Raw genomic sequence first — 16002 nt, forward strand, 5'->3', positions numbered from 1 at the left:
GTCAGCGAACCACCGCGGTCGTCAGTGGACGGTCGTCGGTCGCCGACTCCGCCGGTCGCCCGCCGAGGTGGGTGTCCCACCAGTCGATGATCGCGTCGAAGCGCTGCCGCCGATGGCGCGGCTGCCCCGACCGGGAGAGTTCGTGGTTCTCGCCGGGGAAGATGAGCAGCTCGGTCTCCACGCCGGCCCGCTGCAGGGCGGCATAGTACTGCTGAGCCTGCTCGAGCGGGCACCGGAAGTCGAGTTCGGAATGCATGACGAGTGCCGGGGTGCGCACCTCAGCTGCATGGGCGAGCGGCGACTGCCGTTCGATCGCGGCGGCGTCCCGGCTCGTGTACTCCTCCGAGAAGAAGCGTCCGATGTCCGAGGTGCCGACGAAGCTGTGCGGGTCGAGGTAGCCGCGTTCGACGATCGCGGCCCGGAACCGGTGGTCGGCGGCGATCGTCATCGCGGTGAGGTATCCGCCGTACGATCCGCCCTGCACGCCGAGGCGGTCCCCGTCGAGGTCCGAATCGAGCGCGAGCGCATGCTCGAGGACGGCGAGGACGTCGGCCATCGCCGGCTCCGCCATGTTCCCCTGCACTGCCGTGCCCCATGTGCGGGTGCGTCCGCCTGAACCGCGAGGGTTCGCGTACACGACCGCATACCCCGCCGAGGTGAGCACCTGGGTCTCGTCGAACCATCCGTGCGTGTACTGGGCGAAGGGACCGCCGTGGATGTTGAGGACGACTGGGAAGGGTCCCTGACCTGTGGGTTTGGCGAGCCATCCGGTGATCGTCCCGCCCTCGCCATCGACGCGCAGAAGCCGCGGGAGGACGGAGTTCGCCGGTGCCGGGTGCGCGCGCAGCACGCTCGGACCCGTCTCCCCCGCCGAGGCGGTGGCCCCGGCTGCCTCCGCCGCATCGGCGACGCCGGCGACGGCGAGCCCGGATTCAGCGGAGGACACGGCGGCGACGTCGGAGTCGTACATGTCGTCCTCACCGGCTGCGTGCGCCTCGGCGAGCGTCGAATCGGCATGGGGGTGCTCATCGTCGACGAGGTCGGCGACGGCGTTGGCGTCCATCACCCCGCCCTCGATCGAGCTGTCGCCCGCGATCTCCGTCGCCCCAGCCGTCGGGCTCGGCCCGTCGGCGCCGGAGCCGTCGAGGCCGACCCGGATGAGCACGGCGGGACTCTCCGGGGTCACGGCAGTGGCGACGGCGGTTCCCCCGTCGACGGCGAAGCCGGTGACGACGCTGAGCGCATCGGTGAGGAAGCGGAGGTCGTCGAGGACGACCGCCTCGGCGGACAGATCGATCCTCGCCAGGCGCGTCGCACCGTCGGTGTCGACGGCGACGACCGCCGACTCCCCGACGACGACGGGAGGCAGGGAGGCGATCGCCACGGTTTCGGGGTCGGTGAGCCGGCGGGTCGTGCCCGTGCTCAGATCATGGACGAAGAGGCCGGGCATCTGACCGACGAAGTCGAGGGCGTCGCGCGTGAGGTCGGCGCCGACGAGGAGGACGCGATCGTCGTCGATCCAACGGTGCAGACTCACGCTCATCCGCGGCAGCTCGAGTGCCGCCGGTCCGTCGGAGCCGAGCAGCCACACCGTCGAGCGCAGGTCGGGTTCTCCCCGGTCAGGAGTGACGTCGGCGATGACGCTCATCCGTGCGCCGCTCGGCGAGAACTGCGGGTCGTGGACATCGGACTCGGGGGTCTGAAGCATCGTCGACAGCGGCACCTCGGCGCTGCCGGTGATGCCCGCCTTGCCGAGGCCCGGCTCGATGAGGTCGACGAGGAAGGCCCGGGCGGGGCGATCCCCCACGTACCCGAGCCCGTTGGCGTGATACGCCGCTGAGGTGATCCGGCGCGGTGCCTCCTCCTCGGCGGGGATGTCTTCGTCGGTGCCGTAGCGGCCGGATTCGGCGACTCGGGCGACGTAGAGGGCGCGACTGCCGGCGTCGTCGATGTCGAACTCGGTGACGCCGAGGTGGTTGTCCGTGATCCGGTGCGCCGTCGCGAGCGAGGGGCCGGCGAAGAGCTGCGGTCGCTCGGACTTCTCAGCGCTGAGATATCCGGACCAGTGCTCGCCGATGTGCGGGGCCGAGTCACGCCAGCCGTGCGTGATCCGCTGCGAGGACTCCCCACGGAAGGCGAAGAGCTGCGTGAGGTAGGTGTTCGACTCGAGGTCGGGGCGGGTGATCGCGATGATCGTGTCCTCACCGGCGACGACGGGCGTGGCGTATTCGGCGAGCGAATCGAGGTCTTCGGGGTTCATCGGTTCCATTCTCTCGACAGCGCTGCCCGGGCATCGGCGTGCACCTGCGGCAGGGCTTTCGTCTGTGCGACGACGGGCAGGAAGTTCGCGTCTCCGCTCCAGCGCGGGACGACGTGCTGGTGGAGGTGGGCGGCGATCCCGGCACCGGCGACCTCGCCCTGGTTCATGCCGAGGTTGAAGCCGTCGGGCCCGGAGACCGCCCGGATGACGCGCATCGCCTTCTGCGTGAAATGGGCGAGCTCGACCGTCTCCTCCTCGGTGAGCTCCGTGTAGTCGGCGACGTGCCGGTAGGGACAGATGAGGAGATGTCCCGGGTTGTACGGATAGAGGTTGAGCACGGCGTAGACGGACTCACCGCGAGCGACGATGAGCCCTTCCTCGTCGGACTTCTTCGGTGCCGCGCAGAACGGGCACTCGTCGACACCCGAGTCCTTCGGCTTGTCCTGGCCGCCGATGTAGACCATCCGGTGCGGAGTCCACAGCCGCTGGAATCCGTCGGGCTCCCCCGGGAAGCCCGAGGCCGACTCGATGTCGGCCAGGTCCATGTCGAGGTCGGGTTCGGTCCGCTTCTCCTCGCCGAGGTGGTCGGACTGACCGTCCTCCGTGGTCATACCTGGGCCTTGGTCTCGATCGCCTCGACGATCCGCTCGATCGCCTCGGCGACGGGCACTCCGTTGTCCTGCTCACCGTCGCGGAAGCGGAAGGAGACCGCACCGGCGTCGCGGTCCTCCCCACCGGCGATGAGGACGAAGGGCACCTTCGACTTCGAGGCGTTGCGGATCTTCTTCGGAAAGCGGTCGTCGCTGTCGTCGACCTCGACGCGCACGCCTGCGGCGCGCAGCTTCTCGGCGACCTCATAGAGGTAGTCGTTGAACTCGTCGGCGACGGGGATGGCGGTGACCTGGACGGGTGAGAGCCAGACCGGGAACGCTCCGGCATAGTGTTCGGTGAGGACACCGAGGAAGCGTTCGATCGAGCCGAACTTCGCCGAGTGGATCATCACCGGCTGCTTGCGGCTGCCGTCGGCGGCGACGTATTCGAGTCCGAAGCGCTCTGGCTGGTTGAAGTCGAGCTGGACGGTCGACATCTGCCACGTGCGCCCGATCGCGTCCCGGGCCTGGACGGAGATCTTCGGGCCGTAGAACGCGGCTCCGCCGGGATCGGGGACGAGTTCGAGTCCGGACTCGGCAGCGACCTGCTCGAGGGTCGCGGTCGCCTCGGCCCACTGCTCGTCGGAGCCGATGAACTTGTCCTTCTTCTTCCCGTCCTCGTCGCGGGTGGAGAGTTCGAGGTAGAAGTCGTTGAGTCCGAAGTCGCGCAGGAGGCTCAAGACGAAACCGAGGAGGTGGCGGATCTCGGCGGCCGCATCCTCGATCGCGACGTAGGAGTGCGAGTCGTCCTGCGTGAGCGCCCGGACGCGGGTGAGACCGTGGACGACGCCGGAGGGTTCGTCGCGGTAGACGGTGCCGAACTCGAAGAGCCGCAGCGGCAGATCCCGGTAGGAGCGTCCGCGGGAGCGGTAGATGAGGTTGTGCATCGGGCAGTTCATCGCCTTGAGGCGGTAGGGCGTGCCCGCCTTGACGATCTCTCCCTCCTCGTCACGGACCTCGTCGACGAGCATCGACGGGAACATGTTCTCGCCGTAATAGGGCAGATGGCCCGAGGTGTAGTAGAGGGTCTCCTTCGAGATGTGCGGAGTCCCGACGTACTCGAAGCCCTCCTCGATGTGGCGGGCGCGGACGTAGTCCTCCATCTCGCGCTTGATGACACCGCCCTTGGGGTGGAAGACGGGCAGACCGGAGCCGAGCTCCTCGGGGAAGGAGAAGAGGTCGAGTTCGGCACCGAGCTTGCGGTGGTCACGGCGTTCGGCCTCGGCGAGGCGGTCCTGGTAGGCCTTGAGGTCGTCCTTCGAGGCCCACGCGGTGCCGTAGACGCGCTGGAGGCTCGCATTCGCCTGGTCGCCGCGCCAGTAGGCGGCGGAGGAGCGGGTGACGGCGAACCCGTTGCCGATGAGCTTCGTGTTCGGCAGGTGGGGGCCGCGGCAGAGGTCCTGCCACACGACCTCGCCCTTGCGGTCGACGTTCTCGTAGACGGTGAGTTCGCCCGCCCCGACCTCGACGGCTGCGGACTCGTCGTCGCCGGCGCCCTTGTCGCTGATGAGTTCGAGCTTGTACGGCTCGTTCGCCATGCGCTCGCGGGCCTCGTCCTCGGTGACGACGACGCGGTTGAAGGTCTGGCCCGACTTGACGATCTGCGCGGCCTTCTTCTGGATGGCCTTGAGGTCATCGGGGGTGAAGGGCTCGGCGACATCGAAGTCGAAGTAGTAGCCGTCGGTGATGTAGGGGCCGATGCCGAGCTTGGCATCGGGGAAGAGCTCCTGCACGGCCTGCGCGGTGACGTGCGCGGTCGAGTGGCGGAGGATGTCGAGACCCTCGGGGGAATCGATGAGGATCGGGGCGATGCTGTCGCCCGGGGCGAGTCCGCGGCTGAGGTCGGCCGGCTCCCCATTCAGCCACATCGCCACCACCGCGCGGTCCGTGGAGAAGATCTCCGTCCCGGTCAGACCCTGTCTCCAGGGAATGCTCTCACCCGCGCAGTCGATGCTGTCTGCCACTGAATCTCTCCGATCGTTGTGCTTGTCTCACGTTGCGGCGCCGACACGCTGACGGCTTCTGCGCGCACGCCGCTCTTAGAGTCTAGTACCAAAACGGGTCTGCGAAATCAGTTGGGTGGCAGTCATATGACTGCCACCCAACTGCCCCTGCGCGACTGCGGTGGGGAACGCTCGGACTCGCTCCGGCCCGGTCGTCAGACCTTCTTGAAGTCGAAGGTCGTGCCCTTGCCGAGGTCGTCGAAGAGCAGGAGCTGGAGCTCCATCTGATCGACCTCATCGGCGGGAACGCCGTATGCGAACTCGTAGGTCTTCTCACCGCCGGCGGGGACGGGTTCGGCGAAGGCAAGGATTCCCTGGTACTTGTTGCCGTCGAAGACGTCCGAGTAGGTCGCACCCGAGCCGTTGGAGGCCGTGACGCTGGTCAGGGACATGTCGATCTCGGAGCTCGAATTGTTCTTGATCGTCATCGTCACGATGGCGATCTCGCCGTTCGTCGACTCCGCGCCGATCGCGGTGTTGCTCGCCGTGCCGGGCGCGACGCTGACTGCAGCCGTGATGTCGGTGCCGATCTCGACTTCTCCGCCCTCGACCGGTGCGGCCTCCGCCGTCTCCTCGGTCGCCGGCGACTCGGCACCGGGATCGGTCGGGTCGATCGGCGCACCGTAGGAGGTGGGTGCCTCCGACATCTCGTCGACGGCCTTGCCGAGCATGCCGATGCCGATGATCGTGGCGATGATGACGATGATCGAGATGAGGATCGAGACGAAGCCGAGGATGAGACCGGTGATGGTCACACCCTTGTTGCTCGCCAGGCCCTTCTTGATCGCCGAGAGGCCGATGAAGCCGAAGACGACGGCGGCGATGCCGAAGATCAGGCCGATGCCGAAGACGAAGGCGAGGACGACGCCGATGATGCCGCCGATGAGGGCGAGGATGCCCCAGATGTTCTTCGAGGTGCTGCCGCCGGATCCCGAGGAGTAGTTCCCGTAGGAGGCGTTCGGGTTCGCAGGCGTGAACTGGTCTCCCCCGCCGCCGGCTGCAGCGTAGGCCGGCTGCTGGCCGTACTGGTTGGAGTCGTAGCTCTGACCGTAGTTCTGATTCTGGTCGTAGCCCTGGGCGTTCTGGTCATAGCCCTGGCCGTAGTTCTGGTCGTAGCCGCCCTGAGAACCCTGGGCGTTCTGGTCGTAGCTCTGACCGTAGCCCTGACTCTGGCCGTAGCCTCCCTGGGAGCCGCCGTACTGACCGTCCTGACCGTACTGGGACTGAGAGCCGTAGTTCGGAGCCTGGTTGTCCGAGCCGTAGCTCGGCGCCTGGTCACCAGAGCCATAGCTCGGTGCCTGGTTGTCCGAGCCGTATGACTGCGTCGGCTGGTCGGACCCGTACGACGGCGCACGGTCACCCGAATCGTACGAACGGGTCGGCTCGTTCGATCCGTACTGGGGGGCCTGGCTGTTCGAACCGTACTCGCTGCCGTTCTCGTCTCCTGAACGGCTCTGATCGTTCGCGGAATTCTCGCCGGTGTTCTCGTTGTCCGAACGGCGGTTCGGATCGTACGGATTCTGCGGGGTAGACATATGTGCTCCGAGTCCTTGTGTGGGCTGTGCTCTGACTAGCGTACAAGCATAAGAGTAGCCTCAACATGCGCTGTGCGTGGCAGAACTGCCACACATGTCGCCTTTTCCGTCGGCGCGTCGTGACCGGCGGTGGAACGCCTCACTCCCTGTCCAACTCTGGACTTCAATCCGGGCTGCACACCAGTCAGAACCGCCGTTCTCAGGGGCGGATTCGGCGGCGGGGGTACACGTGGGGTACACGCCGCGGATGAGAAGCCGAGCTTGAGGAACGTCCTGAATGCACGAAACCCCAGGTCAGAGCCTGGGGTTCCTAGTGTGCGCGATACTGGGATCGAACCAGTGACCTCTTCCGTGTCAGGGAAGCGCGCTACCGCTGCGCCAATCGCGCTCTATTCATTTGTTGCACCGGAACCGTGAAGGCCCCTGTGCGCGATACTGGGATCGAACCAGTGACCTCTTCCGTGTGAAGGAAGCGCGCTACCGCTGCGCCAATCGCGCTAACTCACCGACAGACGAGCTGTCGGAGAATCCGAGGTGGCGACGGGATTCGAACCCGTGTATACGGCTTTGCAGGCCGCTGCCTCGCCTCTCGGCCACGCCACCGCCAAGGCAGTGCCATGACGCCTCCGAGCGGATGACGGGACTCGAACCCGCGACCCTCACCTTGGCAAGGTGATGCTCTACCAACTGAGCCACATCCGCGTTTCGCTGCCCGGTTTCCCTGGCAACGAGATATAACTCTATACGCAGCCGGGCACGGACGCAAAATCCAAACGCGGTGATCGTCGTCACAGATCCGAATCAAGCTTTCAGACTCCTCGGGTTGAATGGCTGACGTGGATGAGCGACCCCCTGACAAGCGGCCAGCGGGCTGGCTGTCGCGCCATCACAAGCACGGCCGGCCCTCCTGGCGTCGGTTCCGTCTGGGGTTCCTGCGCTGGCGGATGAGCGTGACCGCGAACCCGCACGCGGCTCGGCTCTACAGGTTCCTCGTCGGCGGAGTCGGCTCGCTCATCGTCGTCATCGGGCTCATCCTCGTCCCCCTGCCCGGCCCCGGGTGGCTCATCGTCATCATCGGCCTCTTCGTCATCTCGACCGAGTTCCACTGGGCCAGACACCTGCTCCACTTCGTCCGCGTGCGCGTCGAGGCGTGGACGCACTGGATCATGCGCCAGCCACTGTGGGTGCGCTGGGCGGTCGGCGCTCTCACCGCGGCCTTCGTCGCCTGCGTCGTCTGGCTGGTGCTGCGTCTCATCGGCATCCCCGACTGGGTGCCCCACTTCGGCGGGGTCTTCGAGGCCCTCGACCTCCGCTGAGGGAGGAATCCAGACACGGCGGTCGAGGTCGTCGACCGGAGGCGTCCGCCCTCGGACCTCCACCCAGCCCGGAATCCAACCAGAAGTGGTCGAAGAACCGAGGAGAATCGACCGATTCGGGCAGAATGCCTCGTTTCTTCGACCACTTCTGGAAGTGAGGGAAGGGAGAAGGGCCTACTCCGGGGAGGAGAGCGCAGTGAGGCGCGAGAGGCAGCGCATGTACTTCTTCCGGTACCCGCCGGACAGGGATTCCTCGGTGAAGACCCGATCAAGGCGCTCACCGGAGTTGATGATGCGCACATCCCTGTCGTAGAGGCGGTCGACGAGCGCGACGAAGCGCAGCGCCACGCTCTCATTGTCGATCGTGTGGACGTTCTTCCACACGGCGGCGTCGATGCCGTCGACCATCCTCCCGTACTTCGAAGGATGGACGGTCGCGAGATGCTCGAGCAGAGTGCTGAAGTCATCGCGGGCGACCACTCCGGGCAGCTCGGCGGCAGCCGCATCGAGTTCGGCCGGCGTCAGCGGTTCAGCCGGGGCGGTGAGCCCGCGGTGCCGGTAGTCCTGACCGTCGATCCGGTAGACCTCGAACTGGTCGGCCAGGGCCTGGATCTCCCGGAGGAAGTCCTGCGCGGCGAAGCGTCCCTCCCCGAGCGATCCCGGGAGGGTGTTCGACGTCGCGATGATCTTCACCCCGGCGTCGGTGAGCTCGCGCATGAGCCGGGACATGAGCACCGTATCGCCGGGATCGTCGAGTTCGAACTCATCGACGCACACGAGCTTCATCTGCTTGAGGTCGTCACGGGCCCGGACGAAGCCGAGCGCCCCGACGAGGTTGGTGTACTCGACGAAGGTGCCGAAGGTCGCCGGCTTCTCGTTCGCGTGCCACGCCGAGGCGAGAAGGTGGGTCTTGCCGACGCCGTAGCCGCCGTCGAGGTAGACGCCCTTGGGACCGTCCTTGCCCTTGGAGAAGAGCTTTCCGAAGAACCCCTTCGACCGGTTATCGGCGACGAACTCCTCGAGCTTGGCCCGCGCCTCGGCCTGCGACGGCTCGTTGGGGTCGGTCCGGTAGCTCGCGAACGACACGTCCTCGAACTGCGGGGGCGGGACGAGTCCGGCGATGAGTTCGTCGGGGGCGACGGTGGGATTGCGCTCGCTCAGCGAGGTGAGGGTCTGCTCGGCATTCACCCGCCCTAGTCTATTGCAGGGCACGTTCGGGCCGGCATGACCCCTGACACACCGGGCGACGGCCCGAGGCAGCGACAAGCGGCCCGCACGCCCGGCCTCAGGTGAAGTCGAAGCCGAGGCGTCCGAGCTGTTTGGGATCGCGCTGCCAGTCCTTGGCGACCTTGACGTGGAGGTCGAGGAAGACCTTCGTGCCGAGCAGCGCCTCGATGCCGCGGCGCGACTCCGAGCCGATCTCCTTGAGCCGCTTCCCGCCCTTGCCGATGATGATCGCCTTCTGACTGGGGCGTTCGACGTAGAGGTTGACGTGGACGTTCCACAGCGGGTTGTCCTCGCTGCGGCCCTCCCGAGGGTACATCTCCTCGACCTGGACGGCGAGCGAGTGCGGCAGCTCATCGCGGACGCCTTCGAGGGCGGCCTCGCGGACGAGTTCGGCGATCATCACCTCTTCGGGTTCGTCGGTGAGCTCGCCTTCGGGGTAGAGCGGCGGGGACACCGGCAGGTAGCTCGAGAGCACCTGATCGACGGTCTCGACCTGGAAGCCGTCGACGGCGGAGACGGGGATGACGTCGGCGAAGTCGGCGAGTTCGCTCACGGCCAGGAGCGCCTCGGCGACCTTGTCCTGACTCACGGTGTCGACCTTCGTCACGAGGGCGACGATCGGGGTCCGTCCGTCGAGGAGGGCGAGCTGGGAGGCGATGTAGCGGTCGCCGGGTCCGATGGGCTCGTCGGCGGGCAGGCAGAAGCCGATGACGTCGACCTCGCTCAGGGTCGCGACGACGAGGTCGTTGAGCCGGGAGCCGAGCAGGGTCCGGGGCTTATGCAGGCCCGGGGTGTCGACGATGATGAGCTGATGGTCGTCCTTGTGGACGATCCCGCGGATCGTGTGGCGCGTCGTCTGGGGCTTCGCCGAGGTGATCGCCACCTTCTCGCCCACGAGCGCGTTCGTCAGCGTCGACTTGCCCGTGTTCGGGCGGCCGACGAAGCACGCGAAGCCCGCCCGGAAGTCCTCGGGGTAGTCCGTGCGAAAGTCCATCTCAGCTCTCTTCCTCAGGTGTGTCGACCCGTGTCACCGTGACGTGGGCGATGCGGTGGCGGCGGCCCTGGCCTTCGAGCGCGGTGAGGCGCAGACCGGCGATCTCGGCGCTCGAGCCGGCGATGGGCACGCGCCCGATGAGCTTCGTGAGCAGACCGCCGACGCTGGTGACGTCGTCGACGTCGATGCGCACGTCGAAGTACTCGGCGAAGTCGGTGATCGACATCCGCGTGCTCACGAGGTAAGTGCCGTCGTCGGCCTCGACGAGGTCCTCATCGACGGCATCGTATTCGTCGTCGATCTCGCCGACGATCTCCTCGACGATGTCCTCGATCGTCACGAGTCCCGCGGTGCCGCCGTACTCGTCGATGAGGATCGCCAGATGCGTCGACTCGATCTGCATCTGCCGCAGCAGGTCGTCGGCCGGCTTCGTCTCCGGGACGAAGAGGACGCTGCGGGCGAGCGTGTTGACCGGACGCTCGGCGTCCTCCGGATGCTGATGGAGCCGCCGGGCGACGTCCTTGAGGTAGGCGACACCTTCGATGTCGTCGAGGTCCTCTCCGCTGATGGGAATCCGGGAGAACCCGGAGCGGAGGAAGAGGTTCATCACCTTGTTGAGCGGAGTGCCCGAGGTGACGGTGACGAGGTCGGTGCGCGGGACCATGACCTGCTTCGCCGAGGTCTCCGAGAGCATGAACACCGACTGGATCATGTCGCGTTCGCCGTCCTCGATGATGTCGGACTCGCTCGCCCTTTCGACGAGGTCGCGCAGCTGATCCGAGGTGACGAAGGGTCCGTCCTTGTAGACCTTGTCCGGGGTGAGCAGGTTGCCCAGCCACACGAGGACCTTCGTCAGGGGACGGAGGACGACTAGGAGGAAGGTGACGATCCCGCTCAGTCCCAGGCTCACTCCCAGCGAACGGCGACGCCCGATCGTGCGCGGGGAGACCCCGGCGACGACGAAGACGGCGATCGAGGAGGTGAGCACGGTGAGGACGACCATGAGCGGACCGACCGAGTAGAGCGAGTCGTAGGCCAGCGCGATGAACACGGTCGCGAGCGCCTCGAGGAAGAGGCGGACGAAGATGATGACGTTGATGTTCGTCGGCAGGTCGGCGAGGATCCGCTCGACCCGCACCGCCGAGGCCTTGCCCTCGTCCTTCGCGTCCTGGATCGCGTGGTGGGAGACGCTGAGCAGCGCCGCGTCGACGGCCGCCAGCGTCGCCGAGAAGATGAGGCAGAGCAGCGCCGCGAGGAAGAACCAGAGCACGGCTCAGACCTCGGTCGGCGTCGGGATGTCCGTCCGGCCGTCGTAGCGGGCGGCGAAGAACGTCAGCAGCAGGTGGCGCTGGAGGGCGAACATCGCCTCCCGCTCCTCCGGCTCCCCGTGGTCGTAGCCGAGGAGGTGGAGGAATCCGTGGACGGTGAGGAGGAGGATCTCATCCATCGCCGAATGGCCCGCCGCTGCGGCCTGCTTCGCGGCCACGGCCGGGCAGATGATGATGTCGCCCATCTGGCCCTCGGTCGGGGCGTCGGCGCGACCCTGGCTGAGCTGGTCCATCGGGAACGACATGACGTCGGTGGGCCCCTCGAGGTCCATCCATGTGACGTGGAGTTCGGACATCGCCGCCTCGTCGACCATCGTCACCGACAGTTCCGCCCCGGGGTGCATGTGCAGCGCCTCGCCGAGGTATTCGGTCAGCGCCACGACCTCGTCGAGGTCGACCTCGTCCTCGGTCTCGTTGGCGATCTCGGTGTTCACTTCGCGTTCCCCCACAGGTCGTAGGCGTCGACGATCTTCGTCACCAGCGAATGCCGCACGACGTCCTTGCTGCCGAGCTGGCAGAAGGCGAGGTCGTCGATGTCGGCGAGGATCTTCTGGACGACCTTGAGTCCGCTCTTCGTGTTCCCGGGCAGGTCGATCTGCGAGACGTCGCCGGTGACGACCATCCGGGAGCCGAAGCCGAGCCGCGTGAGGAACATCTTCATCTGCTCGCCCGTCGTGTTCTGGGCCTCGTCGAGGACGATGAAGGCGTCATTGAGGGTGCGCCCGCGCATGTAGGCGAGCGGGGCGACCTCGATCGTGCCCGTCTCGATGAGCATCGGGATCGACTCGGGGTCGACCATGTCGTGGAGGGCGTCGTAGAGGGGGCGGACGTACGGGTCGATCTTCTCCCCCAGCGTGCCCGGAAGGAATCCGAGGCGCTCCCCGGCTTCGACGGCCGGGCGGGTGAGGATGATCCGTGAGACGTCCTCGTTCTGGAGGGCGTTGACGGCCATGGCCATCGCCAGATAGGTCTTGCCTGTGCCCGCCGGGCCGATGCCGAAGGTGATCGTGTTGTTCCGGATCGCCTTGACGTAGTCGTGCTGGCCCATCGTCTTCGGGCGGATCGACTTCCCGCGGGTCGAGAGGATGTTCGTGCCCATCACCGCCGAGGCGGCCTTGCCCTCGGAGGAGAACGAGGCGACGCGGTCGATCGTCTCCTCATCGATGCGGTGCCCCGACTGGTGGAGCTTCTTCAGCTCACCGATGACGGTGACGAACGAGCTCACCTGGTCGGGATCGCCGGCGGCCTGGAGCTGGTTGCCGCGCAGGTGGAGGTCGAGTCCGGAGAAGACCCTTTCGAGCGTGCGGAGGTTCGCCTCTCCGGGGCCGAAGAACTCGACGAGGTCGATCGAGTCCGGGATGACGAGGCGGACGGTCTCCGAGGACGCCGAGTCCGCTGCGGTCGATGAATCGGTGGAGGTGTCCAGAATGGTCCTTCGTTCGTAGGTCACTCAGGCGGAGCGTCGCGCGCTCACCCGAGGTGAGGACAGGTCAGCTTCTATCGTAGTCCGGTTCGTCACCAGCGGCCCAGGGAATTCTGCGCGAGGACGAGTCCGGCCGGTCCCGCCGAGGAGGACCGGAGGACGGTGTCGCCGAGGACGACGGTGCGCGCCCCGATCCCCTGCAGGGCCTCGAGCTCGGCCTCGGTGATCCCGCCTTCGGGTCCGACGATGAGGACGATGCGCTCGGTGCTGCCCGCATCGAGGTCCCGCAGCTGCGCGGTCAGGCGGGTCGCCGCGGCTTCGTGGAGGACGAAGATCGCATCCCCACCCGGGTCGGCTGCAGCGGAATCCCCGGTCCCCTCGCCGAGGCGGTGGGCCAATCCCGTGCCGCGTGCGAGCTCCCCGAGGACGGGGAAGCGCGAGCGCCGCGACTGGAGGGAGGCCGCGGTGAGGAGGTTCTCCCATTTCGCGGCCATCTTCGCGGCCTTCTTCGCCGGCCAATCGGCGATCGAGCGTTCGGCCGCCCATGGGATGACCTCGTCGACGCCGATCTCGGTGGCCGCCTCGATCGCCTGGAGGTCGCGGTCGCCCTTCGCAAGCGCCTGGACGAGGACGAGCCGAGGTCCGTGGGCGGGAGTCCGGGTGACCTCGGTGACGTCGAGGACGAGTGCGGTCGCCGAGGCGGTGCTCACGGTTCCGCGGGCGCGGACCCCGTGCCCGTCGACGACGTCGATCTCCTCGCCGGGGCCGATCCGGCGCACGCGCACGGCGTGCCCGGCGACGTCCTCACCGAGCGTGAGCGCGGAACCGGCGACCGCCTCGGCGGCCTGCGGGGAATGGAAGACCGGGAGGCTCACCGACCGGCGAACTTCTCACGCATGCGAGAGAACATGCCGCGGTTCTCGGTCGTGATCTGCGCGCGCGGTGTCTCCTCGCCGCGGACCGTCGCGAGTCGAGCGAGCAGCTCCCGCTGTTCGTCGTCGAGCCTGTCGGGCGTGGTGACCTCGACGGTGATGAGGAGGTCGCCGCGGGTCTCGGTCCGCAGGCGGGTCGCGCCGAGGCCCGGAAGCCTGACGACCGTGCCCGACTGAGTGCCGGGTTCGATGTCGAGGTCCTGGGTGCCGTCGAAGGTCTCGAACGGGATGCGGGCGCCGAGCGCCGCCGCCGTCATGGGCACCGAGACGGCAGCGCGGAGGTTGTCGCCGTCGCGGCGAAAGACCTCATGGCGGGTGACCATGACCTCGACGAAGAGGTCACCGGCGGGACCGCCGCCAGGCCCGACCTCGCCCTGGGCGGAGAGCTGGATGCGCGTGCCGTCGGAGACTCCGGCGGGGATGCGGATCTTCATCGTCCGCTGCTTGCGCACGCGTCCATCGCCCTGGCAGTTGAGGCAGGGGTGCGGGATGACGGTGCCGAAGCCGTGGCACTGGTTGCACGTCTGGTTCGTCACCATCTGACCGAGCAGGGTGCGGGTCATCCGCTGGATGCTGCCGGAGCCGTGGCACAGCGAGCACGTCTCGATCGAGGTGCCGTCCTGGGTGCCGGCGCCGCTGCACGTCTCGCACACGACCGCAGTGGTGACGTCGAGGTCGACGGTGCCGCCGAAGGCCGCGGTGCGCAGATCGATGTTGACGCCGACGAGGGCGTCCTTGCCGCGCTGGGTGCGCGGGATCGGACCGCCGGCGGAGCCGCCCCCGCCGCCGAAGAAGGTCTCGAAGATGTCGCCGAAGCCGCCGAAGCCGCCGGCCGGGAAGCCCTGACCGTTCTCGCCGCCGCCCATGTCGTAGTTGCGGCGCTTCTGCGGATCGGAGAGGACCTCGTAGGCGAGTGAGATCGACTTGAATTCCTCGTCGTAGCCGGGGTTGACGTCGGGGTGGTACTTCCGGGCCAGCTTGAGGTACGACTTCTTGATCTCAGCCGCCGAAGCGTCCTTGGACACTCCGAGTGTTTCGTAGTGATCGGCCACTGAAACTTCTCTCTCCCTGATGGTGATCGTGGTGTGTGGGACTGTCTGTCAGGTGGGACTGTCTGGGACGACGGGCGCTGCGCCCGCCGGTGAGGCCTCGCCTATCCCCGTTCGAGGGCGGAGGACACGTATTTGGCGACGGCGCGCACGGCCGAGATCGTCGTCGGATAGTCCATGCGGGTCGGACCGAGCACGGCGAGGCGGGCCGAGGATCCTGCCACATGACCATATTCGGCGGCGACGACGGATGTCGAGCTGAAGGACTCGTGAGTGTTCTCACGGCCGATGCGGACACTGATCTCGGCGTGGTCCTCGGCCATCGAGGTGAGCAGTTTGAGGAGGACGACCTGCTCCTCGAAGGCCTCGAGGATCGGGGCCATCTGCTCACCGAACTCCTTGCCCGAGCGGGCGAGGTTCGCGGTGCCGGCCATGATGATCCGCTCTTCGCGGGTCGCGGCGACAAGGTCGATGACGGCGTCGCGGAGGCGGGCGAACGTCGCCTCTCCCCCGGGGACTTCGGCCATGCCCTCGGCAGGGGCGTGATCCGACTCCGCCGCTCCGGCGGCCTCGCCGAGGTCGATGCGTGAGAGCTTCCGGCCGGCGAACTCGGCGTTGATCCGCTCACGGATGCGGGCGAGATCCTCCTCATCGACCGCCTCGGCGAGGCCGACGATCTTCTGCTCGACCTGGCCCGCGTCGGTGATGAGGACGACGAGGATCCGGCCGGCGGCGAGACCGACGACCTCGATGTGCTTGACCCTGGCCTGCGAGACCATGGGGTACTGGATGAGCGCGACCTGGTGCGTGAGCCCGGCGAGGAGGCGGACCGTGCGGTCGAGCATCCCGTCGAGGTCGGATTCGCCTTCGACGAGCTGGATGATCGCGCGGCGCTCAGCGGCGCTGAGCGGTTTGAACTCGTCGATGCGGTCGACGAACATGCGGTAGCCGAGGTCGGTGGGGATGCGCCCCGCCGAGGTGTGCGGCTGGGCGATGTATCCCTCGGCCTCGAGCTGGGCCATGTCGTTGCGGATCGTCGCGGGCGACACCCCGAGGGTGTGCCGCTGCACGATCGCCTTCGACCCCACGGGTTCGTTCGTGGCCACGAAGTCTTCGACGATCGCACGGAGCACCTGCGCGCGCCTGCTGTCGTTCATCCGACTCCTCCCCGAATTTGGCACTCGAATAGTCCGAGTGCCAATTCTACGCCTCTTCTCCGGTGAATTCACTTTCCGCCGCCCCACCCGCGGGTCAGCGCGGATCGGCGCTGCGCATTCACTACGCT

Annotated in this window: 13 protein-coding genes and 4 tRNA genes; 1 reads left to right on the forward strand and 16 read right to left on the reverse strand. The window is 67.3% G+C overall.

Going from position 1 to position 16002, the window contains the following annotated elements; genetic code table 11:
- Nucleotide 1 precedes the first annotated feature (1 nt).
- The 8 genes from AC0VYB_RS10785 to AC0VYB_RS10820 form a co-directional block, all read right to left on the reverse strand.
- Complete coding sequence (locus tag AC0VYB_RS10785) at nucleotides 2–2260, reverse strand: alpha/beta hydrolase family protein (RefSeq protein WP_259862842.1); 2259 nt, start codon at nucleotides 2258–2260, stop codon at nucleotides 2–4.
- Entirely contained in the window at nucleotides 2257–2871 is a 615-nt protein-coding gene (locus AC0VYB_RS10790; protein WP_375546140.1) for an HIT family protein, read from the reverse strand. Before AC0VYB_RS10790 ends, AC0VYB_RS10785 begins: the two co-directional genes overlap by 4 nt.
- Nucleotides 2868–4874 carry a threonine--tRNA ligase gene (gene thrS / locus AC0VYB_RS10795; RefSeq protein ID WP_259819715.1) on the reverse strand — a complete coding sequence of 669 codons (2007 nt, stop codon included), beginning with the start codon at nucleotides 4872–4874 and terminating at the stop codon, nucleotides 2868–2870. The genes AC0VYB_RS10790 and thrS overlap by 4 nt, the downstream gene beginning before the upstream one ends.
- A gap of 194 nt (nucleotides 4875–5068) precedes the next feature.
- Entirely contained in the window at nucleotides 5069–6448 is a 1380-nt protein-coding gene (locus AC0VYB_RS10800; RefSeq protein ID WP_119296212.1) for a DUF4190 domain-containing protein, read from the reverse strand.
- 316 nt (nucleotides 6449–6764) lie between these two features.
- Nucleotides 6765–6836: transfer RNA gene (locus AC0VYB_RS10805), tRNA-Val, on the reverse strand.
- 38 nt (nucleotides 6837–6874) lie between these two features.
- Nucleotides 6875–6946, reverse strand: a tRNA-Val gene (locus AC0VYB_RS10810).
- Nucleotides 6947–6980: 34 nt separating this feature from the next.
- Nucleotides 6981–7051: transfer RNA gene (locus AC0VYB_RS10815), tRNA-Cys, on the reverse strand.
- A 26-nt stretch (nucleotides 7052–7077) separates the two neighbouring features.
- Nucleotides 7078–7150 (reverse strand) — tRNA-Gly (locus tag AC0VYB_RS10820).
- 125 nt (nucleotides 7151–7275) lie between these two features.
- On the opposite strand from AC0VYB_RS10820, the gene AC0VYB_RS10825 reads away from it, so the two are divergent.
- Entirely contained in the window at nucleotides 7276–7764 is a 489-nt protein-coding gene (locus AC0VYB_RS10825) for a PGPGW domain-containing protein (RefSeq protein ID WP_238614620.1), read from the forward strand.
- A 174-nt stretch (nucleotides 7765–7938) separates the two neighbouring features.
- On the opposite strand, the gene zapE is transcribed toward AC0VYB_RS10825, so the two are convergent.
- The 8 genes from zapE to hrcA form a co-directional block, all read right to left on the reverse strand.
- Entirely contained in the window at nucleotides 7939–8952 is a 1014-nt protein-coding gene (gene zapE, locus AC0VYB_RS10830) for a cell division protein ZapE (protein WP_259862860.1), read from the reverse strand.
- A 97-nt stretch (nucleotides 8953–9049) separates the two neighbouring features.
- Entirely contained in the window at nucleotides 9050–9985 is a 936-nt protein-coding gene (era, locus tag AC0VYB_RS10835) for a GTPase Era (RefSeq protein WP_095375506.1), read from the reverse strand.
- 1 nt (nucleotide 9986) lies between these two features.
- Nucleotides 9987–11255 (reverse strand): hemolysin family protein, encoded by a 1269-nt coding sequence (locus AC0VYB_RS10840; RefSeq protein ID WP_009377116.1) that lies wholly within the window; start codon nucleotides 11253–11255, stop codon nucleotides 9987–9989.
- 3 nt (nucleotides 11256–11258) lie between these two features.
- The gene (gene ybeY, locus AC0VYB_RS10845) at nucleotides 11259–11747 is read right to left on the reverse strand and encodes an rRNA maturation RNase YbeY (protein ID WP_095375505.1); all 489 of its coding nucleotides are present in this window, start codon (nucleotides 11745–11747) and stop codon (nucleotides 11259–11261) included.
- Nucleotides 11744–12763 carry a PhoH family protein gene (locus AC0VYB_RS10850; protein ID WP_119296210.1) on the reverse strand — a complete coding sequence of 340 codons (1020 nt, stop codon included), beginning with the start codon at nucleotides 12761–12763 and terminating at the stop codon, nucleotides 11744–11746. Before AC0VYB_RS10850 ends, ybeY begins: the two co-directional genes overlap by 4 nt.
- 65 nt (nucleotides 12764–12828) lie before the next feature.
- On the reverse strand, nucleotides 12829–13611 hold the full coding sequence (locus tag AC0VYB_RS10855; protein WP_119296209.1) for a 16S rRNA (uracil(1498)-N(3))-methyltransferase: 783 nt from the start codon (nucleotides 13609–13611) through the stop codon (nucleotides 12829–12831).
- The gene (gene dnaJ, locus AC0VYB_RS10860; RefSeq protein WP_095375503.1) at nucleotides 13608–14720 is read right to left on the reverse strand and encodes a molecular chaperone DnaJ; all 1113 of its coding nucleotides are present in this window, start codon (nucleotides 14718–14720) and stop codon (nucleotides 13608–13610) included. The genes AC0VYB_RS10855 and dnaJ overlap by 4 nt, the downstream gene beginning before the upstream one ends.
- 101 nt (nucleotides 14721–14821) lie before the next feature.
- Nucleotides 14822–15874 (reverse strand): heat-inducible transcriptional repressor HrcA, encoded by a 1053-nt coding sequence (gene hrcA, locus AC0VYB_RS10865; protein ID WP_095375502.1) that lies wholly within the window; start codon nucleotides 15872–15874, stop codon nucleotides 14822–14824.
- Nucleotides 15875–16002 lie beyond the last annotated feature (128 nt).

The sequence above is a fragment of the Brevibacterium sp. Z349TD_9 genome, assembly GCF_056173565.1.

Bases quoted from the DNA above. Each gene is read 5' to 3' on its own strand.
- AC0VYB_RS10785 (WP_259862842.1), bottom strand. From the start codon at position 2,260: ATGAACCCCGAAGACCTCGATTCGCTCGCCGAATACGCCACGCCCGTC.
- AC0VYB_RS10790 (WP_375546140.1), bottom strand. From the start codon at position 2,871: ATGACCACGGAGGACGGTCAGTCCGACCACCTCGGCGAGGAGAAGCGG.
- AC0VYB_RS10800 (WP_119296212.1), bottom strand. From the start codon at position 6,448: ATGTCTACCCCGCAGAATCCGTACGATCCGAACCGCCGTTCGGACAAC.
- AC0VYB_RS10825 (WP_238614620.1), top strand. From the start codon at position 7,276: ATGGCTGACGTGGATGAGCGACCCCCTGACAAGCGGCCAGCGGGCTGG.
- era (WP_095375506.1), bottom strand. From the start codon at position 9,985: ATGGACTTTCGCACGGACTACCCCGAGGACTTCCGGGCGGGCTTCGCG.
- hrcA (WP_095375502.1), bottom strand. From the start codon at position 15,874: ATGAACGACAGCAGGCGCGCGCAGGTGCTCCGTGCGATCGTCGAAGAC.